Source organism: Nonomuraea helvata (genome assembly GCF_039535785.1).
GTDB classification, from domain to species: domain Bacteria; phylum Actinomycetota; class Actinomycetes; order Streptosporangiales; family Streptosporangiaceae; genus Nonomuraea; species Nonomuraea helvata.
The window spans coordinates 595,565-619,649 of sequence record NZ_BAAAXV010000005.1 but is presented as its reverse complement, the minus strand read 5'-3'; the positions used below and the strand labels follow the sequence as shown (position 1 = coordinate 619,649).

General features: G+C 69.6%; 19 protein-coding genes. 11 read left to right on the top strand and 8 right to left on the bottom strand.

The window, feature by feature from the left end; translation table 11 throughout:
• Positions 1–36 precede the first annotated feature (36 nt).
• From rph to ABD830_RS22195, 6 genes are all read left to right on the top strand, one after another.
• Positions 37–2,634: a rifamycin-inactivating phosphotransferase gene (rph, locus tag ABD830_RS22220; RefSeq protein WP_344990377.1), complete on the top strand. Its 2,598-nt coding sequence runs from the start codon at positions 37–39 to the stop codon at positions 2,632–2,634.
• Positions 2,635–3,093: 459 nt separating this feature from the next.
• Complete coding sequence (locus ABD830_RS22215; protein ID WP_344990374.1) at positions 3,094–3,813, top strand: DUF2785 domain-containing protein; 720 nt, start codon at positions 3,094–3,096, stop codon at positions 3,811–3,813.
• 116 nt (positions 3,814–3,929) lie between these two features.
• A complete protein-coding gene (locus ABD830_RS22210) occupies positions 3,930–4,406 on the top strand; it encodes a hypothetical protein (RefSeq protein ID WP_344990371.1) in 477 nt (158 codons plus the stop codon).
• A 345-nt stretch (positions 4,407–4,751) separates the two neighbouring features.
• On the top strand, positions 4,752–4,910 hold the full coding sequence (locus tag ABD830_RS22205) for a hypothetical protein (protein ID WP_344990368.1): 159 nt from the start codon (positions 4,752–4,754) through the stop codon (positions 4,908–4,910).
• Positions 4,911–5,428: 518 nt separating this feature from the next.
• On the top strand, positions 5,429–5,596 hold the full coding sequence (locus ABD830_RS22200; protein ID WP_344990365.1) for a hypothetical protein: 168 nt from the start codon (positions 5,429–5,431) through the stop codon (positions 5,594–5,596).
• Positions 5,593–6,093 (top strand): S26 family signal peptidase, encoded by a 501-nt coding sequence (locus ABD830_RS22195; RefSeq protein WP_344990362.1) that lies wholly within the window; start codon positions 5,593–5,595, stop codon positions 6,091–6,093. Before ABD830_RS22200 ends, ABD830_RS22195 begins: the two co-directional genes overlap by 4 nt.
• 41 nt (positions 6,094–6,134) lie before the next feature.
• Here the strand turns inward: ABD830_RS22195 and ABD830_RS22190 are convergent, their stop codons facing one another.
• A complete protein-coding gene (locus tag ABD830_RS22190; RefSeq protein ID WP_344990360.1) occupies positions 6,135–6,710 on the bottom strand; it encodes a dihydrofolate reductase family protein in 576 nt (191 codons plus the stop codon).
• Between the two features lie 253 nt (positions 6,711–6,963).
• Here ABD830_RS22190 and ABD830_RS22185 point away from each other — a divergent pair, with 253 nt between their 5' ends.
• Together ABD830_RS22185 and ABD830_RS54295 are read left to right on the top strand one after the other, a co-directional pair.
• The gene (locus tag ABD830_RS22185; protein ID WP_344990357.1) at positions 6,964–8,937 is read left to right on the top strand and encodes a right-handed parallel beta-helix repeat-containing protein; all 1,974 of its coding nucleotides are present in this window, start codon (positions 6,964–6,966) and stop codon (positions 8,935–8,937) included.
• Positions 8,909–9,667 (top strand): DUF4189 domain-containing protein, encoded by a 759-nt coding sequence (locus tag ABD830_RS54295; protein WP_378521036.1) that lies wholly within the window; start codon positions 8,909–8,911, stop codon positions 9,665–9,667. Before ABD830_RS22185 ends, ABD830_RS54295 begins: the two co-directional genes overlap by 29 nt.
• A gap of 143 nt (positions 9,668–9,810) precedes the next feature.
• On the opposite strand, the gene ABD830_RS22180 is transcribed toward ABD830_RS54295, so the two are convergent.
• The 3 genes from ABD830_RS22180 to ABD830_RS22170 form a co-directional block, all read right to left on the bottom strand.
• Positions 9,811–11,394 carry an ABC-F family ATP-binding cassette domain-containing protein gene (locus ABD830_RS22180; RefSeq protein WP_344990354.1) on the bottom strand — a complete coding sequence of 528 codons (1,584 nt, stop codon included), beginning with the start codon at positions 11,392–11,394 and terminating at the stop codon, positions 9,811–9,813.
• A gap of 168 nt (positions 11,395–11,562) precedes the next feature.
• Positions 11,563–12,552 (bottom strand): M36 family metallopeptidase, encoded by a 990-nt coding sequence (locus ABD830_RS22175; RefSeq protein ID WP_344990351.1) that lies wholly within the window; start codon positions 12,550–12,552, stop codon positions 11,563–11,565.
• 149 nt (positions 12,553–12,701) lie between these two features.
• Positions 12,702–13,550, bottom strand: coding sequence for an SGNH/GDSL hydrolase family protein (locus ABD830_RS22170; protein WP_344990348.1), 849 nt, complete (start codon positions 13,548–13,550; stop codon positions 12,702–12,704).
• Between ABD830_RS22170 and ABD830_RS22165 the strand changes: the two genes are divergently transcribed.
• The gene (locus ABD830_RS22165; RefSeq protein WP_344990345.1) at positions 13,549–13,752 is read left to right on the top strand and encodes a hypothetical protein; all 204 of its coding nucleotides are present in this window, start codon (positions 13,549–13,551) and stop codon (positions 13,750–13,752) included. The genes ABD830_RS22170 and ABD830_RS22165 overlap by 2 nt on opposite strands.
• A 120-nt stretch (positions 13,753–13,872) precedes the next feature.
• Here ABD830_RS22165 and ABD830_RS22160 read toward each other — a convergent pair whose 3' ends face one another.
• From ABD830_RS22160 to ABD830_RS22150, 3 genes are all read right to left on the bottom strand, one after another.
• Entirely contained in the window at positions 13,873–14,601 is a 729-nt protein-coding gene (locus tag ABD830_RS22160) for a hypothetical protein (protein ID WP_344990342.1), read from the bottom strand.
• Between the two features lie 222 nt (positions 14,602–14,823).
• Positions 14,824–17,529, bottom strand: coding sequence for a class IV lanthionine synthetase LanL (lanL, locus tag ABD830_RS22155; RefSeq protein WP_344990339.1), 2,706 nt, complete (start codon positions 17,527–17,529; stop codon positions 14,824–14,826).
• 132 nt (positions 17,530–17,661) lie between these two features.
• Positions 17,662–17,832 (bottom strand): SflA family class IV lanthipeptide, encoded by a 171-nt coding sequence (locus tag ABD830_RS22150; RefSeq protein WP_165974944.1) that lies wholly within the window; start codon positions 17,830–17,832, stop codon positions 17,662–17,664.
• A 292-nt stretch (positions 17,833–18,124) separates the two neighbouring features.
• Between ABD830_RS22150 and ABD830_RS22145 the strand changes: the two genes are divergently transcribed.
• Together ABD830_RS22145 and ABD830_RS22140 are read left to right on the top strand one after the other, a co-directional pair.
• Positions 18,125–20,035: an ABC transporter ATP-binding protein gene (locus tag ABD830_RS22145; protein ID WP_344990334.1), complete on the top strand. Its 1,911-nt coding sequence runs from the start codon at positions 18,125–18,127 to the stop codon at positions 20,033–20,035.
• Positions 20,032–20,895 carry a MauE/DoxX family redox-associated membrane protein gene (locus tag ABD830_RS22140; protein ID WP_344990332.1) on the top strand — a complete coding sequence of 288 codons (864 nt, stop codon included), beginning with the start codon at positions 20,032–20,034 and terminating at the stop codon, positions 20,893–20,895. Before ABD830_RS22145 ends, ABD830_RS22140 begins: the two co-directional genes overlap by 4 nt.
• A gap of 46 nt (positions 20,896–20,941) precedes the next feature.
• On the opposite strand, the gene ABD830_RS22135 is transcribed toward ABD830_RS22140, so the two are convergent.
• The gene (locus ABD830_RS22135) at positions 20,942–24,067 is read right to left on the bottom strand and encodes an amidohydrolase family protein (protein WP_344990329.1); all 3,126 of its coding nucleotides are present in this window, start codon (positions 24,065–24,067) and stop codon (positions 20,942–20,944) included.
• Positions 24,068–24,085 lie beyond the last annotated feature (18 nt).

Genomic DNA, 24,085 nt, shown 5'->3' with positions numbered 1-24,085 from the left:
AGTGCAACGGAGCACGGCGGCCTCGGAGGTGTCGCAGTGATCGAGCAGTACGTGTTGGGTCTCCAAGAGGTTGACGAGACGCGGGTCGCGGTCGTTGGCGGCAAGGGCGCGCACCTGGGGGAGTTGTCGCGGATCGAAGGCATCCGCGTGCCGGCCGGCTTCTGCGTGACGACGGACGCCTTCCGGCGGATCATGGCGGAAGCGCCGTCGATCGACGATCGGCTCGATCAGCTCTCGCGCCTCAACCCGGATGACCGGGAGGCGATCCGCACGCTCAGCACGGAGGTCCGCCAGATGATCGAAGGGATCGCCATCCCTGACGAGCTGGCGGCGGCGATCACCCGCGCGCTCGCGCAGCTCGGCGAGCACGCCGCCTACGCCGTGCGATCCAGCGCGACGGCGGAGGACCTGCCGACGGCATCCTTCGCCGGCCAGCAGGACACCTACCTGAACGTCGTGGGTCCGGCGGCGATCCTCCAGCACGTCGGCCGGTGCTGGGCGTCGCTGTTCACCGAGCGGGCCGTGACCTACCGCCTGCGCAACGGCTTCGACCACCGGAAGGTCCGCATGGCGGTGGTCGTACAGCAGATGGTCTTCCCGCATGCGGCCGGCATCATGTTCACGGCCGACCCCGTCACGGGCAACCGGAAGGTCGCCACCGTGGACGCCGGCTTCGGCCTCGGTGAGGCCCTGGTCTCCGGCCTGGTGAACCCGGACGTCTACAAGGTGCGAGACGGCCAGGTCGTCACCAAGGCGGTTGCCGCCAAGAAGCGTGCCATCCACGCTTCGCCGGCGGGCGGGACGCAGGTACTGCCGATCGACCCGCAGCGGCAGGAGCAGCCGGCGCTGACGGATGCGCAGGTCGTACGGCTCGTGCGGCTCGGCCGGCGGATCGAAGCGCACTTCGGCCGCCCGCAGGACATCGAATGGTGCCTGGTCGACGATGACTTCCAGATCGTGCAGAGCCGGCCGATCACCACGCTGTTCCCCATCCCCGCGGCCCGCGACCAGGAGAACCACGTCTACCTCTCCGTCGGTCATCAGCAGATGATGACCGACCCCATGAAGCCCCTGGGGCTCTCCTTCTGGCAGCTGACGGCCATGGCGCCGATGCACGAGGCCGGTGGGAGGCTGTTCGTCGACGCCACTCGGCTACTGGCCTCGCCCGCGAGCCGCGCCGGCTTCCTGGAGATGGCGGGGAGGTCCGATCCGCTGACCAGGGACGCGCTGGAAACCGTCCTCGATCGCGGCGACTTCGTCCCGACGCTCCCGGACGGGGGTCCCGGCGGGCCGCCGGTCGGCGGCGCGTCCGCTCCGATCGAGACCGATCCGGCTATCGTCACCGGGCTGATCGAGCGCAGCCAGGCGTCCATCGCCGCCCTGCGGCGCGACATCCGGACGAAGACCGGGCCGGCGCTGTTCGACTTCCTGCTGGAGGCCTTCCAGGAGCACAAGCGGGTCCTCAGCGATCCGCTGAGCATGCAGGCGATCATGGCGGGGATGGAGGCCACGTGGTGGCTCAACGACAAGCTGCAGGAGTGGCTGGGCGAGAAGAACGCGGCCGACACGCTCACGCTGTCCGCCCCCGACAACGTCACGTCGGAGATGGGGCTGGCGCTGCTCGACGTCGCGGACGTGATCCGCCCACATCCGGAGGTGGTGGCCTTCCTGCAGGACGTCGAGAACGAGGGCTTCCTGGACGAGCTGCCGAAGCTCGCGGGCGGGACCGAAGCGCGCGACGCCATCGAGGCCTACCTCGACCGGTACGGCATGCGCTGCGTCGGCGAGATCGACATCACGAGGCCGCGTTGGAGCGAGCGCCCCACCACGCTCGTGCCCCTGATCCTCGACAACATCAAGCTCTTCGAGCCGGGCGCCGCCGAGCGGCGCTTCGAGCACGGGCGGCAAGAGGCGAAGAAGAAGGAACAGGACGTGCTGTCACGCCTGCGGGCCCTTCCGGACGGGGAGCAGAAAGCCGACGAGACCAAGCGGATGATCGACCGGGTCCGGACCTTCATCGGCTACCGCGAGTACCCGAAGTACGGCATCATCAGCCGCTACTTCATCTACAAGCAGGCCGTGCTGGAGGAGGCCGAGCGCCTCGTGCAGGCCAACGTGCTGCCCGATAAGGAGGACATTTACTACCTCACGTTCCAGGAGCTCCACGACGTCGTGCGCACCAACCAGGTGGATGACCAGCTCATCCAGCAGCGCAAGGACGCGTTCCGGTCGTATCACGCGCTCACGACGCCCCGGGTGCTCACATCGGACGGCGAGGTCTTCACCGGCGCGTACCGGCGCGACGACGTGCCGGCCGGCGCCCTGATCGGCTTGCCGGTTTCCGCCGGCACCGTCGAAGGGCGGGCCCGCGTCATCCTGGACATGGCGCAGGCCGATCTCGAGGCGGGAGACATCCTGGTCACGCCATACACGGACCCCAGCTGGTCGCCCCTGTTCGTGGCGATCACGGGCCTGGTGACGGAGGTGGGCGGCCTGATGACCCATGGCGCGGTGATCGCCCGGGAGTACGGCTTGCCTGCCGTCGTGGGCGTGGAGCAGGCCACCCGGCTGATCCGGGACGGGCAGCGGATCCGCGTGCACGGAACCGACGGGTACGTCGAGATCCTGCCTTGATCACGTGAGCTTGCGCGGCCAGAAGCTGCCGCCAGCTCGGCCCGCCCCGCCGGGGCGCCGGATCGATCCCCGCCGCGTGCACAATCTCCCACACTGTGGAGGCCGCGGCGGGGTAATCCAGGCGCGCCAACTCGGCTTCTGCGCCCCCATGTCGGGTTCTCCTGGGCCATCCGAATGATCAGTGCCTTGACCGGCCAGCGGATGCAGGGCCGTCTCGGGCGCCATCTGTCCGTGAAGGCGTCAGAGCACGAAATCGGGTTTCCGAGCGGGATGGGGTTCGGTTCGAAGCGCTGCTTCCCGAGCGCCCGATCTACAACTCTGCCGCGGCGACGGTGCTGACGGCTGCGGTAGCATCCCGCAATGCCATCCACCCACGTCGATTGGCCATCGGTCGCAGCCGCGGGTTTCCCCTTTCCCAGCCATCTAGCGGTCCGCCGCCTCGCGGACGAACTCTCAGCCATGCTCGTGTCACCGGATCCTGCGGTCCGTGACGACCATGCCTACACCGCGCTCGCCCGTTGGACCGACGAGGGGTATCTGGACGAGGTGCTCGTGGACATCGGAGACACCTCGGCCACGCGTTTCACCCACCCCGACATCCAGGCACGTTCCTTCGCCGCGCTGGTGCTCGCCCGCGTCCTGGACCGCGTCAGGGCCGTGCCGCAGGTCGTGGCCGAGGAGACCACCGACCGCTGGTACGGCGCGTTCGCCGCATGGTTTCCCGCTGAGGTCGACACTCGGGGCTGGGACGACACCCTCGGTTGGCTCCACGCGGTCGCCCATGGCGCCGATGCCGCTGCCGCGTTCGCCTCTGTCCTGCCCTGGCGCGGCAGCGCATTGCTGGACCTGTGCGCCCGTCGAATGACGGCCACGGCGGCTCACCACTACTACGTCCAACTGGAAGACGCGCGACTCGCCCGCGCCCTCACGACCATCCTCTTCGCCCCTTGTCTGTCCGTGGACGAGGCCACCGGTTGGCTGGACACCGTGGCCCACGCCTTCGCCGGCGCCGAACCCGGACCCGTGCCGCCGTGGGCGTTCAACACCTTCGCCACGTTGCAGTCCCTCCACATGCACCTGGCCCGGGGTCTGGCCGGCCGCGATACGCCGCATCACGCCGAGGCCGTCGCCACTCGCGTCGTGGCCATCCTCCGCGGCCCCTTCCCCTGGCTGTTGTAACGCTGCCGGCAACCGTCCCCTCACGGCACTCAGGCCGGTGCACGAGCCCTGATGGATGTCATCACCGATACCGCCGGTGCCAGATCGCCTCGCTGACCGGCATGGCGGGAGCGGAAGTGGAGCTCGGCAGAGCGGACAGCGCGCTCGCCCGCCTCGACGCCGCGCTGGACCTCGCCGAGCACACGGGCATCGACCTGGACGAGGTGTTGCTCGGCCGCGCGGAGTTCCATTACCGCCAAGGCAGGTACGCGACCGCGTGGGACGAGGCGGACCGGTCGCTGGCGCTGGCGCTCACGTCCAATCTGCTGAATCTGCCACGGCTGCACGGCCTGCTCGCGGCCATCCACCTGGCGGCGGGCGACGTCGAGCAATGCATGGAGGAGTGCGAGCAAGCGCTGCGGCAGGCACGGAGATCCGGGCAGCGGCTGGACTACGCCCGCGCCCTGATGACGCTCGGCCATGCCGTGAAGGGCACAGAGCGCGAGGAGTCCCGACGCCATTGGGGCCAGGCCCATGCGTTGTTCACGGTCATCGGCGCACCGGAGCGGTCGACGTCCGCGGCACTGCTGAGTCAAGCGCCCGAGGCCCTCTGAAGCAGATCTGGTGGCGCACGGCAAGGAGCTCGACGTCCTTGTCCCGATCGCCCACCGGCGGTAACCGCACGCGCGGCATCCTCACAGAGGCCTGACCTGGACGGATGCCGTTATCGGCAGGCACGAGGTCCCATCGCCGTAGAACGTCTCCCCGATCACGCTCCAAATCCGCATGTACGCCCTTTTCGGTCCATGCAAATAACATCGCTTTGCCTCCGAAATATCAGAAACCTGCCCCCTCTTGTCGTTGGGTGGGAGTTTAATTTCGACCGTTGCGCCGTAATTCGGAAGACCAGATCATCGTGATCATCATCGTTTCGGCCGCAGAGCCGGAGAGGAGACATCATGATGGGTCTCGTAGATCGTCTGCCTGCACGCGTCGCCCACAAGGTGACCGTGGAAGCCGCCTGCACCAACACCTACTACTGCAAGGACGGGGTCAAGTACCTCCGTGCTTGCTGCCTCGACCAGGGGTGCCAGACGATCAGGGTCGGCACCTGCTGACGCGGTCGGCATAGCGTCCGCGGGCGGCGGCCGGCCGCCGCCCGCATCGCCGCCTCGCTCGGCCCGCTGGTGCCCGGTGACTCGCCCGCGCTCGACGGGACGGCCGCGGCAGCCGCCACGGGACTGATCGGGCGAACCTGATCGCGTCCTTCGACGACCTCGTCGATCTCTTCGTGAGGAACCCCTGATGCCCTACCTGACCGTCGCTGTCGTGCTCATCGGCGTGCTGTCCGTGTCGAACCTGCTGCTCACCCTGGGCCTCGTCCGCCGGATACGACAGCTGGGCGAGGGAAGCGTCCAGCATGCCGGACCTCCCCTCGAGCTGGGCCCCGGCTCGCCCATCGGAGAGTTCAACGCCGTCACCGCCGACGGCGAACCGGTGTCCCACGACTCGATCGCCGGACTGGTCGGGTTCTTCTCCGCCGGATGCGAACCCTGCCACAAGCTCCTTCCCCAGTTCGCGGCGCACGCCCGCGCCCTCGGACGGCAGAACGTGCTGGCGGTGGTCGCCGGGGAGGATGCCGAAATGGTGGCAGCACAGCGCCGTTCGGGAAGCCGACCTCATCGCCGTACTCCACGATGGGCGGGTCGCCGAGTTGGGGCCGCACGAGGCGCTGCTCTCCGCGGACGGCCACTACGCCCGCCTGTTCCGGCTCCAAGCCGCGGGATATCAGGAGGCGCGATGACATGGAGCAGGCTGTTCCTTTCAGCAGGCGGCGTGCTGGCGCTGGGAGCCGCGCTGTGGTGGATCCGCCGACGCTACCTGGTCGCCACCGTTGACGGGCCGAGCATGGAACCCACCCTGCGCTCCGGGGACATGCTGCTCGTCCGCAGGACGAAGCTGGTCCGCGCGGGTCAGATCGTGGTCGTCCGGATCGAGGACCCACCGCCCATCGACGGGCTGCCGCCGGGTCTCGAACCGGGTGGCGAGGACGAGTTGCCGGAGAAGCCGGATCATCCTGGTTGGCGGTTGCTCGTGAAACGGGCGGTCGCGGTTCCCGGAGACCCCGTACCGAGACAGGGCTTTCCGGCGTTTCGCGACGCACCCGAGACCGTCGTGCCCCGGCACGCCCTGGTCGTGCTGGGCGACAATCCGGACGCCAGCTGGGACTCCCGGGACTTCGGCTTCGTGCGAGGCGACGAGTTCGTCGGCGTGATGGTGCGCCGCCTGGCACCGCCCTGACCGCCTCGGTCACGGCACGGAAGTGGTCAGCTTGTCGCCGATCAACTGTGTCGGGTCGGCCGATAGGTCAGCACCTGCGTGTGGCCGTCGAAGGTCCGGGCATCGAGCAGCTCGAGGTCGAAGTCGTCCGCACCGTCGAAGATCCGGTCCACGCCGGTCTTCCCGGAGATCACTGGGAAGACCGTCACCTCGATGGCGTCGATCAGGCCGGCGTTCAGCAGCGCCCGGTTGAGCGTCAGGCTGCCGTGGGAGCGCAGCGGCACATCGGATTCGGCCTTGAGGCGCGTGACCACCTCCACAGGATCGCCGGACTCGATGGTCGTGTCCGGCCACTCGAGCGGCTCGGTCAGCCGGCTGGACAGCACCGTGACCGGGGAGTCGAACATGCGCGTGATCCACCCGTCGAACAGGCTGCGGTCGAAGCCCGCGTCAAGGAACGGCGCGTTCGAGGAGTAGGTCGTCGCCCCGAGCACCATGCGCAGCGGGTCACGGTAGGCGGCGGCGCGATAGGCGAGGAACTCGGGGCCCTGCTTGCCCCAGTAACCACCCCAGTCGCCGTCGTGGTTGGCGAAGCCGTCGAGCGTGGAGAAGATGTCGAAGGTGTACGTGGCGGTCATGGTGTCTCCTTGCGGGAAGTCGGTCGCCCGCCTTGCGGCGGCCTCACCCCTGCTACGAACGCCACCGCCCCGATCCGACACATCTCCCGGACAGCGATGTCCATCGCTGTACTTGATCAGCAGGACGCCGGCATCGGCCCTGCAGTACTCTCTCAGCGTTTGATCTTGAGGGTAAGCGCGAGCTCTGGCTACAGCGGCGACGGCTGGCAGTCGAGTGCGGCTGAGACTGGTCAAAACCTGAAGGAGTACAGGAATGCGAAGAACCTGGCCAGTGGCGCTGGTGGCCCTCGCCACGGTTGTCATGGGCGGCGCGACGCCGGCGAGTGGCGACGCGGTCAAGCCGGCAACCGGTTCGACGACGGCAACGGCAGCGGTCTGCGGCAGCTCGTCGCTGAACGGCCCGACCACACCGCCCGCCGGCGCGGTCGTGGTCCCTAAGGGCGACAACAGCGGCGTGGACTTACGCAAGGCGAACACCACGTACTACTTCGAGACCGGCACGCACACGCTGGGCACCGACAAGTTCTCCCAGATCATGCCCGGCAACGGGGCGACGTTCATCGGCGCGCCCGGCGCGGTACTGGACGGGCAGCGGCTGAACCTGTTCGCGTTCACTCAGCAGGCGACCGGCGTCACGATCCGGTACCTGACCATCACCAGGTTCGTCGCGCCGAAGGATCAGGGTGTGGTCAACCACGACTCCGGCGACGACTGGGTCGTGGAGCACAACACCATCCGCGACAACGCCGGCGCGGGGCTGATGGCCGGGGCCAGGAACAAGATCCGTGGCAACTGCTTGAAGGACAACGGGCAGTACGGCCTGAATGCGTTCAAGGACGGCAACACGATCACCGGCCTGGTGGTGGCGGACAACGAGTTCGCCGGCAACAACACCGATGACTGGGAGCAGCAGGAACCTGGGTGCGGATGTACCGGTGGCATGAAGTTCTGGGCGGTGAACGGTGCCGACGTGACCGGCAACTGGGTCCACGGCAACCACGGGCCGGGGGTCTGGGCGGACACCAACAACAACGATTTCCTCATCGAGGGCAACCTCATCGAGGACAACGAGTCACTCGCGATCTTCTACGAGATCAGCTACAACGCCGTGATCCGGAACAACACCATCCGCCGCAACGCATGGGCCTCCGGTGCCAAGCGGGTAGCGACGGGCGACCCGTTCCCCGAAGCGGCGATCTACCTGTCCGAGGCGGATGGTGAGCCTCGCGTGCCAGCGCGGACCAGCAAGATCGAGATCACCGGTAACCGGCTCGAGAACAACTGGGGCGGGATCACCGCGTGGGCGAACGCCGACCGGTTCTGCAACAGCCCGGCCTCGACGACCGGCGACTGCACGCTGATCGTCGGACCGACCAACAAAGCACAGTGCTCGGCTCCTGCCATCGCCAGCGAGCCGCTCTACACCAACTGCCGCTGGTGGACGAAGAACGTCGACGTGCACCACAACACGTTCGCCTTCGACCCCAGTGCCGTCAACGGCGGCTGCCCGACGCAGTACTGCGGGCACATGGCCCTGCTGTCCAACTGGGGTACGTACCCGGACTGGTCCCCGTACAAGGGCGCCGTGATCCAGCAGGCGATCGTCCACGAGTCGAACAACTCCTGGCACGACAACACCTACACGGGACCGTGGCAGTTCAGGGTCAAAGACATGGGCAACCGCATCGTGCCCGCGCTGTGGGTCGGCCCCCAGTACGGCCAGGACGCCGGCAGCACGTTCGACGGTGGCACGCCCGCCCCGCCGGCGATCGCCGAGCAGGACTTCGAGTCCGGTTCGACTGTCTCGCCCTACACCCCGTGGTACGGGGCCAGTCTGGCGCACCAGACCGGCGGCGCGCATGGTGGCACAGGCTCGCTGCAGATGACCAGCACCCAGGGGTCTGGCAGCGCGGTGTCGCTTGACAACTTCCCCGGATTCAGCGGTGCGGTCGCCGGTACGAGCTACCACGTGTCGCTGTGGTACAAGGAGGCCGTGGCGACCATGCCTGCCGTCACGTGGAACGTGCGGTGGCGCGACGAGTCCGGCACGGTGCTGCGTACCGACGCCATCTCCCTGGCTCAGAAGACCGCCTGGACCGAAGCTGCCGGCACGTTCACCGCGCCCGCGGGCACGACCCGTGTCGACTGGACCTTTGTCTGGAGCGCGAGCACCGCCGGGCCCGCGTTCCAGATCGACGATGTGGCGATCCGTCCCGGGAAGCTTTAGCGGAAGACCTGGCGAACAGGAGCCCGGTGACGGCGCTCCGTCCGCCTTCCTGGCACGCTACGCGCGAACCCTCGAACCTACGGGTTCGGGGTTTCGTCTTGTCGGGGCTTGCCTGTGGCTTACCTGGCCGTCACGAACGTCTTCGCCGCGCTGCGCCGGTCCGCGAGGCGCGCAAGCGGCTCAACTCCTGCCCGTTCCGTTGACGGCCTTCACATTGCCCCCTTCACTATGTACCGATTTCAGTGGTTTGCAAGCGGCACACTACAGACTGTTCTCACCAACCACGCTGCCGTCCGCTTGGACGGCACGAAGGGAAGACATCATGCAGCTGGGCAAGAAGCTCACCGCCGTGGCCGCTTGCGTCTTTATGGCGAGCGGGGTGCTGGCTACGGCGTCTCCTGTAGCAGCCGTTGCGGCTACATCGGCTACCGCGGGGGAAAGTCAGGCACGTTACTATTGGGGTGCCATTGCCGTGTCCCGGTACGGCCGTACCGGCAGGTCCTGGGACTACAGAACAGTGGCGGCCGCCAGACGGCGGGCACTGGGAGAATGCGGCTCCGGCTGCAAAGTCCTTGTCACCTTCGCCAACGGGTGTGGCGCTGTCGCCTACAACTCCAGAAGGAACGTCTATTGGGGCGGCAGGGGGAGCACGCCCACCAGGGCGAAGAGGAACGCCATAGCCAATGCGGGCGGCGGTCGCTGGATCGCCTATCAATGCACCACCCGATAACGCCGCTACGGCGGCCATCATTCACCTACCAATGTGACGACGCCGCCCCGCCCTGTCGTGTACCGGCGGGACGGCGCCTTCGCAGCTTCGCAGCGGAGGTGCCCAGGATGGCGATCGAAGCCGTGACCGAGGAGCCGGCGTGATCAAGCCAGGGTGATCAAATCGGCGTAGCCGTCGTTCCACAGATCTTCGACCCCGTCGGGCAGCAGCAGCACCCGGTGCGGCCGAAGCGCTGCGACGGCCTCCCGGTCGTGCGTGACCAGCACCACGGCGCCCCGGTACGCGGCCACCGCCGCCAGTACCTCGGCCTTGGAGGCCGGGTCGAGGTTGTTGGTCGGCTCGTCCAGCAGCAGCACGTTGGCCTGGGAGCTGACCAGCCCGGCCAGCGCCAGCCGGGTCTTCTCCCCACCCGACAGCACCCTGACGGGCTTGTCCACGTCGTCGCCGCCGAACAGGAACGACCCCAGCACCGTCCGGGCCTCGCCGTCGCTCAGGTGCGGGGCAGCGTCGGCCAGATGCCGCCCGACCGTGTGCGCCGGGTCGAGCGTGTCGTGCTCCTGGGCGAAGTAGCCCAGCCGCAGCCCGTGCCCGTGCACGACCCGTCCCGAGTCGGGTCGCTCGTACCCGGCCAGCAGCCTGAGCAGCGTGGTCTTGCCCGCGCCGTTGAGCCCCAGGACCACGAGCCGGCTGCCCCGGTCGACGGCCAGGTCCACCCCTGCCAGCACCGGCCGTCCGTCGTACGACTTGGTCAGGCTGATCGCGCCGAGCGGCGTGCGGCCGCTGGGCGCGGGCTCGGGCAGCCGGATGCGGGCGACCTTCTCGGCGACGCGGGGCGGGGGAGTCTCGGCGAGCATGCGTTCCGCGCGCCGGGCCATGTCCCTGGCCCGGGTCGCGGTGGCCACGTTGGAGCGCATGCGGCCGGCCTGGGCATGAAGCGCGGCGGCCTTGCGCTCGGCGGTGGCCCGCAGGCGCGTCCTGCGCCGGTCGTCGGCCTCACGGTTGGCGAGGTAAGCCTGCCAGCCGGTGTTGCGCGCCTCCAGTGCGCCGTGCTCAACGTGCCAGACGCGGTTGACCACGTCGGCCAGCAGTCCGGTGTCATGGGTGATGAGGACCAGGCCTCCGGGATGGCCTGCCAGGAAAGAGCGCAGCCAGGCTGTGGAGTCGCCGTCGAGATGGTTCGTCGGCTCGTCGAGCAGCAGGACCCCGGGCTCGGCGAACAGCACCCGGGCCAGCTCCACGCGGCGGCGCTGCCCGCCTGACAGGTCGCCCACCGGCCGGTTCAGCACCCGGTCCGGCAGGCCGAGCCCGGCGGCGACGCGGGCGGCCTCTCCCTCGGCCGCATACCCGCCGCGGGCCTGGAACTCTGCCTCAACCCGGACGTAGCGGGCCATGGTCCGCTCGTCGCCGCGCTCGGCCAGGGCGGACTCGGCGGCCCGCAGGTCCCGGACCGCCCGGTCGAGGCCGCGGACGGACAGGACGCGGTCGAGGACGGTGACGGCCGGGTCGGCGGCGGCCGTGTCCTGCGGCAAGTAGCCGACGGGGCCGGTGCGGACGATCTCGCCGGCCGCGGGCGGGAGCACTCCGGCGAGGGTCTTCATGAGGGTCGTTTTGCCGGCGCCGTTACGGCCGACCAGGCCGACACGGTCGCCGGGGGCGACGTGGGCGGTGACGCCGGACAGCAGGAGGCGGGCGCCCGCACGCACGTCGACGCCACGTAGGGTGAGCATGGAACTGCACTCCGAATTTGCTAGAGGACACACGGGTGGCGTGGAAGCGGGTGTCCTGGCTAGGAAATTCGGGGCAGCGACATGCGGCCGAGTGTAGGGGCGGGCCGTGATGGCCCGCCATCCATTTACCGGCCGCTCGCCATGGGAAGTGACTCGAGTTCCTGAGAGCTAGAGAAGCCCTCTGGAGGTGAACGCGGCACGTACGGCTGTCGCGGCGGTGTCGCCGCCGTGCCGCTGTGCCGCGTTCACCGTGGCCTCGGCCGCCGCCTTGAACGTGGTGTCCTTGGCGAAGTCGAACTGCGCGTCGATGATGACCGTGCTGCCCAGCGTGTCACCAAGCCTGGTGCGGATGTCGTACAGGGCTGACGACCAGATCTCGCCGTCCGCGTGCACCTCGCCGACGATGTCCTCGGGGTAGTGCTTGGTGCCGTCCAGCCGGCGCAGGCAGTGGGGGACCCTCGACGTGTAGGAGGCCGAGTCCCAGTCGGCCACGCATGCCTCGGGAGTCCGCGTCGGTACGCCGGTCTTCCAACTGCTGACGGCCACGGCGAGGTAGTCGCCGAAGGCCTCGCCGATCGCGCCCGACTCCAGGGTCGTGCCGAAGCCGGTCACCTGGCCGTCCTGCACCGAGTGGCCGTACTCGTGGACGATCACCTCGCCGTCCTCGGCGTCGTCCACGCCACCCTTGCCGAGGGTGATGTTGGCCTTGTCCTCCCTGAAGAAGGAGTTGTCGCCGCCGTACTGGTTGATCCGCAGCTCGATCTGGCGCTGGTTCACCGGGCGCAGCCGGGAGCCGAAGCCCAGTGCCTGGATGTACTGCTGGGCGGTGGTGACCCAGTAGTAGCCCATGACCTGCTCGAACTGGTCACTGTCGCGGTGCCAGGCCGGGAAGACCCCGTTCACCGCTTGGGCGGCCTTGCCGGTCTCGCTCTTGACGGTGACGTAGCGCCCGGTGAGAGTGCCGGAGCTGTCCAGGTCGGTGAGGGTGACGGTGCGGTACGCCGGGGCGAAGGCCGCACCGTCGTGGTCGTGGTCGTCGACGAGGGACTCGTCGCCCGTGCTCTGCACCGGGTTGGGGTAGAAGACGGTGGCGGTTGGATCGGTCGTGGCCAGGGCGGTGCCCGGCGCGAGGAGCGCCGTGATGGTTCCGACTGCCAAGCAGGCCGCAGCCATACGACGTTGGGGGGTGCTCACCGTAGATCCTCCGATTGGTGGGAATCCGGTGAACTTATGCGATTGATGTTCCTTTTGTCACCCCAGCGCGAGTTCGGGCTCGCCTGCCGGCGCCGGCAGGGTGTCGGCAGGTGTTACAGCAGGGATCCGGCGAGCGGGATGTTCTGCGTTCGCAGGGCGCCGGTGACCAGCCGGGCGATCCGGCGGGCGCCGTACGCCTCGAAGTGGGTGTGGTCGTTGCAGAAGAACTGTCCGACCAGCCCGGAGGTGTAATCGCCGTTGTTGGGACACAGACCCAGGGAGTTGTAGTAGTCGACGCTGAGTTTCTGCAGGTCGATGACCGGTGAGCCGGTGGCGGCGCCGGCGGCGGTGGTCTCGGAGACGAAGCCGCGGTTCTTGACCGCGGTGCTGCCCGAGCAGGTGATGGCCGCGACGGCGGTGAGCAGGACCGGGTGGGCGCCGCGGGCCAGCGCCGCCTGCGCCATCATCGTCATCAGCGCCTGGTAGCGTGCGGCGCCGACGTGGCGCGGGCAGGTCGTCGAGCCGTCGTTGATGCCGAACTGGATGAACAGGTAGTCACCGGCCTTCATGTTGGTGAGCATCTGCTGCCATCGGGACGAGTAGGTGGTGGAGCTGAGGACGCACTCGCCGTTCGAGCCGATCGTGGAGGTCACGTTCCCCTCGTAGAGCCAGGTCTGGATGCTGCGCCCAGCGACGGCGAGGTTGTTGACCACGATGTTGCTGTGGAACAGCGAGTCGAATTCGGTGGCCCAGCCCACGGGGCAGGTGGCACTGGGGTTGGCCATGGTCGAGTCGCCGGCCATCCAGACGGTGGTCGTTGCGACGGCGGCCGTCGCGGCCGCGTTGGCGACCCGGGCGTTGCACCCGGTTGCGCCGGTCACCGTGGCCGAGGCGGGGCTCGGGGCGACCAGCGACAGGGATGTCACCAGGGCAGAGACGATCGATAAGAGGACCTTACGCATGGGTTTCTCCTGTCACCCCAATGGCGAAAGGACCGCGCCGGCAGCCGCAGCAGGCGGCCGACTGCGGGCGCGGCTGGGTCAGCACCAGGACAGCGTCGAGTTGACACGGGTCACGTTGCTGATCGTGTTGTTGCCGCCGGTGCAAGGGCTCCACCTGATGGTGGTGTTGGTGACCGGCGGTGATGCCACAGAGCAAATATGACGACGCCGAGTCCTGTCAATTCCGGTGTCGTATCCGATGAAAATTTCAGCAAGGTGGTCTGTTGCTTGTCAGAACAACGTCGCGTGCCATTTGATGCGCCTACACGTCCGCTCGGATTTCTCAACCGCGCAGCAGCTCCTCCCGCCTGGCCAGCAGTCGCGCTTGTTCTTTGGAGAGTTCGGCGTCGCGGTGCCGCAGGTGTGTCCGCACGCCCTCGACCCATCGGGCCGTTCGCTCTACCTCGGCGCGGGTGTTCTCGATGCGCTGATGCTTCATCACATCGGTGATGATGTTGTCGAAGAACGTGTCGACGAACCACCGCGTGTCCACTTTGGGCAGGCGGGCACGCGCGGAGACGCCGACGTCGGCGAGTTCGCGGGAGAAGACGTCCAGGGCTCGCTGGGCGTGCCAGGCGGCCTCGTCGGCGGAGCGCAGCCGGTTGTGCTCGATGGCGTCGGCGATCAGGCCGCCGCCCAGGACGTCCCAGGTGGAGGCGCCCTTGGCCGAGTCGAGGTAGCCGAGCACCTGGGCCAGCGCCTGGAGTGCGGCCTGCCCGGCCTGGTACGCCTCCGTGTGCTCGCGCAGCTCGGCCGAGACGCGGTCGAGGGCCGCGCCGAGGTCCGTGAGCTCACTGGCGCGGGCATCACCGCGGGCGAGGAGCTGCCGCTCCTTCTCGGCCAGCAGCTTCTCGTACTCCTCCGAGGCCGTCGCGAGTCCCGCCAGCTCGGACTCGATCGCCCGTGCGTCCGCCTCGATCTGGGCCAGCCGGGCCCGGTGGCCGTCGAGCCGCTGCCTGGCGACGGCGGCCTCGGCGCGCTCGCGGTCCAGCAGTTCCTCGCGCCGGCTCACCAGACGGGCCAGGTTCGGGCGGCCGCCGCGCGCATGTAATAGTCACGGTGCGGCTCAGCACCTCAAGGGAATCTGGCTGTGGTACCGAGGGCAGCTCCCGCGCTCAGCGGTCGTGGCAGCAGGCAGTTCGGGCTCCCTCGAGTACGGTTGGCGCAGTATCCGGGGAGCCAGGCCGCCTGATCTGGATGAGCGCCCTTCAGAGACCTGACCGGCGCGCAGGACTCACCGCCTCCCGCTCGCTGCTGATCCGGCTGCCGCATGCGTTGCCCGGTCCGATTCGGGCAGCCGCCAGGCGGCCGTCCACAGGCGCGTTCCCGAGCGGCGGTCGAGGCGGCGCAGGAACGACACGACCCCCGCGGTGCCGGTGCTCCAGGTGTAGGCCGCCTTGTCGAGGTCGTTGCCGGGGAAGACCGGCTGCGCCGGCTCGCCGCCGGCCCGTACCAGCATGCGCTCGGCGGTCTTCTCGGCGTGGCGCCAGTAGTCGTCATCGCCCGTGACCATCGCCAGGTCGATCAGCGCCTCGCCTATGCCCGCCAGGCCGCAGCACTGAGAGACCACCCAGGCCTGCGGAGCGACGACCAGGCACGCTCGCGCGCCCCGCTCGGCCAGCTGCAGATAGCGGTCATCGCCGTACGCGTGGGCCGCGCGGGCCAGCGTGCCGGCGATGCCCGACATTCCCTGGCACCAGGAGGCCCCCATCGCCCGGGCATCCGGGCCGTGCAGCTCGCCGATCAGGGCCTCGGCCCGTACGGCCAGCGCCGCCAACCGCTCCCGGGCCGCCTCGCCTGCCGCTTGGTCGCCAGTGGCCTCGTGGTAGGAGAGCAGGAAGTCCGCGCAGCCCGCGTCGCCGTGGGCGTACGCCGTGTCGACAGACACGCCGGAGCCGGGCTGGGCGGGCGCGACGGCGTCCTCCGACCGCGTGACCTCACCGGCGATCAGCAGCCGGGCACACTCGGCGGCCATCCGCAGATGCCGGGGATCGCCGGGTTCGAGGGCGGCCAGCGCCAGGTGGCCTGAGCCGATGCCTGCCACGCCGTGTGCCTGGTCGGCCCGCTGCGGGCCGTCGAGGATGATGGGGGCCGGCGCCGACAGCTCCGGAGCGGCGGTCAGGCGCGCCGCGGTCAGGAACAGCGTGGTGCCGGTGCGGCCGAAGTACAGCGAGGGCGGGAGCTTGGCGGGCGGCATCACGCGGGCGGTCCACCGGGCCAGGTCGGCGGCCACGGCCTGGGCCTCCGGGTGGTGCAGCAGCTCCATACCGACTCCGGCGCTGCCGCCGTAGACGTTCGTCACCGGTGGACTCTCCCGGCGGGCGTCCTCAGGCGCGGCCATCAGCTGCTCCGCGAAGGACGCGCACTCGCGCACGGAGTGGTCGAGCGCCTTGGACAGCAGCTCCCCGGTGAGCCTCGGCGTGGCGGGCGGACTCCACCGTCGCGGCGGCGGCTGCCCGTCGCCGGTCGTGGCCGTCGCGTCGAGCCGCCCGGGGGCAGACCTGAGCTCGGCGGCGGCGGCAGCACGCTCGGCGGGGTCGAGGCTCAGCAGGCCGGGCAGCAGGCCGAGGACGCCCGTCGTGACGTCCGGGAACATCCCTGCCAGGCACATGAGCGTGCGCTCGACGTTGCGGACCGGGTCCGGGCCGATCATGATCGGGTTCATCCCGGTGGCCGCGAAGAACAGGGTGGCGCCCAGCGAGAAGTAGTCGTCGGCAGGCACGGATTCGCGGTCGGTGTGCTGGTCGGGGACGCTGTAGCCGCGGCTCCAGCCGGGCAGCTGCAGCCCGTCGTACCTGCTGTTGCCGAAGTCGATGAGGGTGCAGCGGCCGTCGTCACCGAGCACGACGTTCTTGGGCGACAGGTCGCGAATGACGACGCCGTGCGAGTGCACCGCGTCGATCACCTCCAGCAGCCGGACGGCGAGCGCGCCGAGGTCGCGCTCGCCGCCGGCGGGCTCCTCGGTGAACAGGCCGTTTTCCGCAACGAACCGGTTGAGGTCGCGGCTGCCCGCGTCGGTCATGACGAGGAACTCGTCCTCACCGTGCCGGAAGTGGTCGATCGGCTCCGGTACGCCCGCCACGCCCTTGAGCGCCTGGAGGACGCGCAGTTCGTTGCGGAGGTACATCCGCAGGTCCCAGCCTTCGACATTCTCCCCGACGTACGCGCGGGCCTCCTTGACCACGACCCGTCGGCCGGCGGCGTCGGTGGCGCGATAGACGTTGCCGCGCGGGCCACGTACGACGCCGGACGTCACGTGGTACCGGCCGCCGATGACCCGGCCGGTGCCGCCGACAGCCTGCCCGGCCGTCTCCGCGGATGGCAGCGTTCCCAGCGACGGCCGCCCACCGGACGGCAGCGCGTTCGACGGGCCGGCCTCAGCAGGGTCCGTGGGGCGGAACGGGTCGGTGGCCCAGGGCGGGCAGGTGAACTCGGGGCCGGCCGCGCCGGGCAGCTGCTCACCGTCCGGCCCGATCACGATCAGCTCGAAGTCGCCGTTCTCGTCCACGCGGTACTGCGGGGCGAACGGGGCGTACCTGTAGTACACCGGAGCGTCGGGACGGACCCGCCGATCGCTGACGATGCGCGGGGCGGACAGTCCGGACAGGGCGTCGGCGAGGGCGTGGCCCAGCTCGACCACCGCATCCTGCTCCGGGTAGACCGTCATGGCCTTGCCCACGGCTCCCGGGTCGACGTCGCCGGAGTTGAGCTCCATGAGTCTGCGGGCGGAGCGGGCGACCTTGAAGGCGCAGCCGCTGCCCGCCAAGATCGGCAACACGCGGTCAAGGGTGTCGGTGAGGGCGCCGGGACGTGCGGAAATGTGGATTTTCCAGCCCTGCAACGGAATCTCGTGGTGAGGGTCGTGAACGCTGATCCACGTGTCGTCCTCGTATATTTCCCTACCATTCAACTCGGCAAATTGGGTAAGGCGATCGAGCACATTGCTATCCACAGTCGTCCCTCGATAACGGAGCGCATCTGCCTGATACGGGGAAAGGCCATCGGAGCAGCGCCGATGGCCTTTCCCCAGCGCTTTGCGTCACCACGCGTCACTGCGTGGCGTCAGCCGCTTTCACACAATGGACGGACAGCACGGGAAGCTGCTGCACACCGTGCGCTTGCAGGTGTTGACGCAGGCCTGGGGGCCGTGGAGCAGCTTGTTCAGCTCGCCTTCGAAGTCGACGGCGAGGTCTTCGTACTCCAGGACTCCGGCGTCGCGGGGCTCAAGGGCGAGGACCGACATAAGGGCTCCTTCCTTGGCCGCCTATGGGCGGCCGACGTGGGGATCCGAGCCTCGGGATGGCGCCGGTAGGCACCTTTCCCGGGCCCTGCCCACGACCAGGAATCGTTGGGTACGTTCCCTCGTCGCGAGCAAACGGACGCATTATGTGCATATATCCGGAAGTCTGTCCAGAGGTGGCCATAAGGACCAAAAATGTGTTTACATGCACCTTTACACTGAGAGTTCGATCTTCTAGATTGGCGTGCATGATGGGGGGACTTCCGGCGTGCCGGTCTCGCAACGGCGCCCTCACGTGAGGCTCTGGCGACGCCGACGCACGACGAGTGTCCCGGACGACCGGTCAGGGCTCGCGGCCCAGTACTGGGAGAGCCACGACGAGCACCTGCTGACCGCCACACTCGGCACGATCGCCCGCAGGCTGCCGTCTCTGGTGGCCGCCGCGCTGCGGATGGCGGGGCAGGCCAGTCCTCGCGACACGGCCGTGGCCCTGGCGGGCAACCTCGCGGCCGGGATCTTCACCGTCTTCAGCCTGGTGGCCACCTCCGACGTGCTGGCCTCACTGTTCGCCGCCGGGCCCACACCCGATCGGGTATGGGCCGCGCTTCCCTCGCTGCTGCTCGTGGCCGCAGCCACAGGGTTGCGCGGTGCGCTGCTGGCCGGTGCCGGATGGGCGCAGGCTCGGCTCAAACCGCTGGTCGAACGGCTGGCCGAGGCCCGCCTGTTCGAGCTGACCACCCGGGTGGACCTGGCCGCGTTCGACGACCACGACTTCCACAATGCGATGCGGCGGGCCCGCGACAGCGGCGTGCCCGACACCGCCAACGTGGTGGAGACGACGATCGCCGTGGTCACCGGCGCGGTGGGTGTGCTGGCCTCGGTCGTGGCGCTCGGCCTGCTGCACCCGACCCTCATGCCGTTGCTGCTGGTCGCCTCCGTGCCGGCGGGATGGGCCGCGGTGCGCATGGCGCGGCTGGGCTACCAGGCGTTCTACCGACTTTCCACCGCGCGGCGGCGCAAGTTCATGCTGTCGGACCTGATGGCCGAGCGGCAGCCCGCCGCCGAGGTGCGGGCGTTCACGCTCCGGGACTTCCTGCTCGGCCAGTATGCCAAGGTGGCCGACCTTGAGCAGGACGTCCAGCTCAACGTGGCGCGGCGGCGGGCCGCGACCAAGGCGGCCGGCGACCTGCTGACCGGCGTGGCCACGACCGGCGTGTACGTGGCGCTCGGCGTGCTGCTGGCCGTCGGCGTCATCCCGCTGTCGGTGGCCGGCGCGGCCGTGCTGGCGATCAGGACCGGGCAGATGTCGCTCACCGCCCTGATCCAGACCATGAACCGGCTCTACGAGGCAGGCCTCTACTTCGGTGACTACCTGGCCTTCTGCGAGCTGGCCCGGGAACGCCTCCCCTCGCCACCCGCCGCGTCCGCACCCCCCGTCGAGTCGGCGCCGTTCCGTCTGCTGACGGCCGAGAACGTCACGTTCACCTACCCCGACGCCGACCGGCCCGCACTGTCGGGCGTCAGCGTGACGGTCGGCCGGGGTGAGGTCATCGCCCTGGTCGGCGAGAACGGCTCGGGCAAGACGACCCTGGCCAAGCTGCTGGCCGGCCTGTATCAGCCGCAGGAGGGCACGATCCGCTGGGACGGCGTGGACCTCGACGCGTTCGACGGTGACGCGTTGCGGCGGCGGGTCTCCGTGATCGCCCAAGATCACACTCGCTGGCCGCTCACCGTCCGCGAGAACATCGTCATGGGACGGCCCCTGGAGGAGCACCGGCTCGCCGCCGCCTCCGCCGCGGCGGGCGCCGACGAGGTGGTGGCGCGGCTGCCCGACGGCTACGACGCGCTGCTCGACCGCCGCTTCCGCGGCGGCCACGACCTGTCGGGCGGTCAGTGGCAGCGCATCGCCGTGGCACGCGGCTTCTACCGCGACGCCGCGCTGGTCATCTTCGACGAGCCGACCTCGGCCCTGGACGCCCGTGCCGAGCACTCCCTGTTCGAGCGGATCCGCGGCCACGCCGACGACCGCGCCATCGTGCTCATCACCCACCGGCTGGCCAGCGTCCGCTACGCCGACCGCATCTACGTGCTCGACGGCGGCACGATCGCCGAGCAGGGCACGCACGCCGAACTGATGGAACGCGACGGCCTGTACGCCGGCCTCTACGAGCTGCAGGCCTCGGCCTACCACCAGAGGGTGCCGTGATCGTCGCCGAGTCGGCGTACCTCGCCGTGACCGCGGTGCTGCTGGTCGCGGTGCTGGGCAAGCTGCGGGACGCGCGCGGCTTCGCCCGGTCGGTGGCCGGTTACCAGGTGCTCCCGGCCCGCCTGGCCGGGCCGGCCGCGGTGGGCCTGCTCGTGGCCGAGCTGGTCGCCGCCGGGCTGCTGCTCGCGCCGGGCGGCCGGCGGTGGGGTGCCGTGGTGGCGGGGGTCCTGTTCAGCACGTTCCTGGCGGCCATGGCCTCCGTGATGCGGCGCCGGATGGCCGTGGACTGCGGATGCTTCGGCGGCCATGACCCCGTCGGGGCCGGCACGCTGCTGCGTACCGGCCTGCTGCTGGTCCTCGCGGTGACGGCGGCCCTGGCCGGGCCGGTCGCGTTCGCACCCCTGCAGCTTCCGGTGGCGGCGGTCCTGCTCGGGCTGGCCTTGCTGCCCGGGCGGCTGCTACGTGGGGAGAAGGCCGGGTACGGGCCGCGCTCCGGCACGCGCTTCGCTCTCACCGGCGCGCCCGAGCCGGCCGGGGACCGGATGATGTACGCGCTGGTCTCGCCGGCGTGCGGGCTGTGCAGGACGATGCTGCCGGAGTTCGCCGCGACAGCCGCTCGCCTGGAGGTCGTGCTGGTCAGCGCGGTGGAGGGATACAGTGGCGGCGGGTTGCCTGTGGTCGTGGACCCGGAGGTCTTCGACCGCAATGACATCCCGTGGCCGCCGTACGTGGTGGTGACCGACCGCGCCGGCACCGTCCTGGCGGCCGGCGGCGCGGCCGACCCGGCACAACTGGAGCAGGTCCTGTCCCGCGCCGATCGGAGATCGCGCACGCCAGGAGAAGACCTGCACGGCCCTTGAGCCTGGGGGATGGCATCATCGGCGGGCGCGGATCTCTCGCGCGCGCTCAGTGGTCGTGGCAGCAGGCGGTTCTTGCTCCCTCGAGCTGGGCCGGGTCGTTCCACCAGTGGCCGGCTGTGCTCGGGTGGACGGGGACGCGGTCCTTGACCTTGCCTGAAGGCGCGGAGGCCGCGGGTGTCGCCTGGTCGGTGGTGGAGGAGGACGGGTAGGGCGCGAGGAGTTGCTCGACGGTGTGGTGCCTCCCGCCGACGACGACGGCGGTGACGTTGGCGGCGTCCTCGATGCGGGACAGCGGGTCGCCGTCGATGATGGCCAGGTCGGCGTACATGCCCTTGGCGATCCTGCCCAGCGGGAGGCCGAGGTAGGTCCCGGACGTGCTGGTGGCGGCGGTGAGTGTTTCCCGCGGGGTCAGGCCGTACTTGACCATGGCGCGCAGGTTCATGTGCAGGCTGATCCCGAGGTGATCGATCGGTGCGTCGGTGCCGGCGGTGACCACGCCGCCGCCGCGGATCATCGCGGTGAGCTGCGCGACCTGGTTGGCGAGGTTCGTCCGGACCACCTGGACCGCCGCCGGGTCGGCGGTCTGCGCCGTGGTGACCGTCGCCTGGAGCTGCGCCATCCGCCAGTTCGGGTAGAGCCGGCGGACTCGTTCGTCGGTGACCAGCGAGGTGTCGTCCCTGTAGAGGGTCGAGGAGTTGAACAGCGTGGGGGTTCTGGCCATCTTCGAGGCGTTGAACATGGAGATGACGTCCGAGTAGGCGGAGCCGACGTTCGTGACGGTCCGTGAGTAGCCGAACCGGTTGGTGGCGCCGACGTGCTCGGTCTGGTCGCCGCCCATGGCGATCGCCGGATAGTGGTAATGCGAGCTGACCGGTTTGCCCTGGCGGTGGGCCCAGTCGATGACCTCCCGGTGCCAGACGACCGGCAGCCGCACGTAGCACTTCATCATGTCGTAGTCGAGGGCGGCGGCACGCTGCAGTTCGAGCCGCAGTTGGTCGTGGGAGTACGTCGGGCGCATGAAGTTGTAGTAGATGCGCGCCCCGTCGATGGCCTCGCCGGTGCCCAGGTAGCGCGGTGCGAGCCGGGCGCCCGACTGCACCGACTCGCGCTCCTCGACCATGTGGTACGCAGGTGAGCCGGGCGAGCGCGTCGTGGTGACGCCCAGGGCGAGCCACAGCGGACCCTGTCGCGATCCGTAGGCGTAGCCCTGCATCTCACGGTGATGGTGGATGTCGATCAGTCCGGGCATGACGAATTTGTCGCGGGCGTCGATCCGGGTGCCGGGCCTTCCGTCCCGGTGCGGCTCGATCGCGGCGATGCGCTGGCCTCGTACGACGATGTCGACGTCGCGGACGACGCTGCCGGAGACGCCGTCCCACATGCGGCCGGCGTGAATGACGACCTCATCGGGGCCGGTGTCGTTGCGCCAGGTCAGCCGCATCGGGATGGACCGGGCGGGCTTGCCGTCGAGGCGCACGCTCTTGAGACGTCCGCCGTTCAGGTAGAGGAGGGCGGCCGAGCCGCCTGCCCAGACAGGGGCGTCGGAGACCTCCTGGGTGACCTGGCGGGCACTGCCGGTGGGGCGTCCGGTCTTGTCGACGGGCAGGACCCACACGAGCGATTCCATGGCGAAGGCGAGCATGGTGCCGTCAGGTGACCAGACAGGGCCGTCGTCACCACGGGTCTGCAAGGATCGGTGCGGCGCGGGGTCGATGTACGTGCCGGCGCCCGTGGCCCGGTCGACGAGCAGGATTTTGGACAGTCCCTCACGGTAGCGTCGTGAGTACGGCACCACCGCGGCCAGCGCGAGGGTCCTGCCGTCGGGTGACCAGGTCGGGCGGCCTGGTTCGAAGGTGGCGTCGAAGATCTTCTGGATGTCGCCGGTGGAGACGTCCACCACCCACAGGGCGCCGTCCTGGTCCAGGTAGGCGATCTCCCTGCCGTCGGGTGACCACCGGACCGACAGGGCGGCGGAGTCGGTCAGCTGGGTCACCTGCCGGTCGGCGCCCGTGCTCAGGTCGCGGACCCAGATGTTGAGGGTGCCGGTGCGGTCGGTGACGAATGCCAGTTGCCGCCCGTCCGGGGAGAAATCCGGGTCGGCCTTCCACCAGCGGTCGCGTAAGAGCGGTTCCGGCGTGCCGCCGATGCGCATCAGATAGATGTCGTTGAGCGCGCGGAAGGCGATGGTGGACCCGTCCGGGGACACGGCCGGGCTGCCGATTCCGACGACGGGGAATGACCCGGGCTCGTCGAACACGCGGACCTTCTTCTTGTACTTCGGAGTCGTCGTCGTCAGCGCGGCGGTGAAGCCGATCGTGCCGACGGACGCGGAGTTGAGGCGGCGGACCTTGATGGTGCCCGCGGAGGTGTAGTAGTAGCGCCCGTCCGGGGTGAACCGGGCACGGAACGGGAAGACCGCCTCGCCGGTGACGAGGGTGCCCGCGGTGCCGGCCAGATCATTGGCGCCCGAGTGGAAGAGGTGGTAGGCGAGGTCGGTGCCGTTCGGCAGCCAGGACGGCTGGTGAATGACCTGACCGGCGGGCACCGTGACCGCGGTGCTGCGCGTGCCGGTGGCGACCTCGATGACGTCGATCCTGGTGTCGGCGACGACGAACGCGATCTTGCTCCCGTCGGGTGACCAGGCCGGCTCGTACTCCTCGGCGGAGGTGTCGGTCAGGGCGCGGCTCGCTCCGGTGGCGACGTCGAGCAGGTGGATCCCGTAGCTGCCCCCCGCATCGGAGGAGTAGGCGATGGCGCGCCCGTCCGGGCTGTAGCGGGGCTCTCGATGATCGAACGGGCCGGTGGTCAACTGCGTGATCGCGGACCCGTCGGGCCGGATGGTCCACAGGTTGAACACACCGTCGCGGTACGACTGGAACACGATGGTGGATCCGTCCGGGGACCAGTCGGGCTGGGCGATGTCGTACAGATCGCTGGTGAGCCTGCGGGCGGTGCCCCCGGAGGCGGAGCAGACCCACAGGACGCCGAGCAGGTCGAGGGCGAGCAGGCGGCCGTCGGGCGAGGGCGCGACGGAGAAGTCGGTGCCGGAGGCGACGGATGTCTTACCGGCGATCCCCGCGACGCCGGCCCGCGCCGGTGAGGCCGGGGCGAGCACCGCGGCGAGGGCGGCACCGCCGCCCGCCAGGACGGCCCGGCGGGACGGGCGTGACATCGATCCGGAGGTGGAGGT

Excerpts from the sequence above, each read along its gene's own strand:
- ABD830_RS22205 (WP_344990368.1), top strand. The coding sequence starts at position 4,752 with ATGATGGGTCTCGTAGATCGTCTGCCTGCACGCGTCGCCCACAAGGTG.
- ABD830_RS22200 (WP_344990365.1), top strand. The coding sequence starts at position 5,429 with ATGCCGAAATGGTGGCAGCACAGCGCCGTTCGGGAAGCCGACCTCATC.
- ABD830_RS22135 (WP_344990329.1), bottom strand. The coding sequence starts at position 24,067 with ATGTCACGCCCGTCCCGCCGGGCCGTCCTGGCGGGCGGCGGTGCCGCC.
- ABD830_RS22190 (WP_344990360.1), bottom strand. The coding sequence starts at position 6,710 with ATGACCGCCACGTACACCTTCGACATCTTCTCCACGCTCGACGGCTTC.
- ABD830_RS22180 (WP_344990354.1), bottom strand. The coding sequence starts at position 11,394 with ATGCTCACCCTACGTGGCGTCGACGTGCGTGCGGGCGCCCGCCTCCTG.
- ABD830_RS22195 (WP_344990362.1), top strand. The coding sequence starts at position 5,593 with ATGACATGGAGCAGGCTGTTCCTTTCAGCAGGCGGCGTGCTGGCGCTG.
- ABD830_RS54295 (WP_378521036.1), top strand. The coding sequence starts at position 8,909 with ATGTGGCGATCCGTCCCGGGAAGCTTTAGCGGAAGACCTGGCGAACAG.
- ABD830_RS22150 (WP_165974944.1), bottom strand. The coding sequence starts at position 17,832 with ATGTCGGTCCTCGCCCTTGAGCCCCGCGACGCCGGAGTCCTGGAGTAC.
- ABD830_RS22170 (WP_344990348.1), bottom strand. The coding sequence starts at position 13,550 with ATGCGTAAGGTCCTCTTATCGATCGTCTCTGCCCTGGTGACATCCCTG.
- ABD830_RS22215 (WP_344990374.1), top strand. The coding sequence starts at position 3,094 with ATGCTCGTGTCACCGGATCCTGCGGTCCGTGACGACCATGCCTACACC.
- ABD830_RS22185 (WP_344990357.1), top strand. The coding sequence starts at position 6,964 with ATGCGAAGAACCTGGCCAGTGGCGCTGGTGGCCCTCGCCACGGTTGTC.
- ABD830_RS22165 (WP_344990345.1), top strand. The coding sequence starts at position 13,549 with ATGGGTTTCTCCTGTCACCCCAATGGCGAAAGGACCGCGCCGGCAGCC.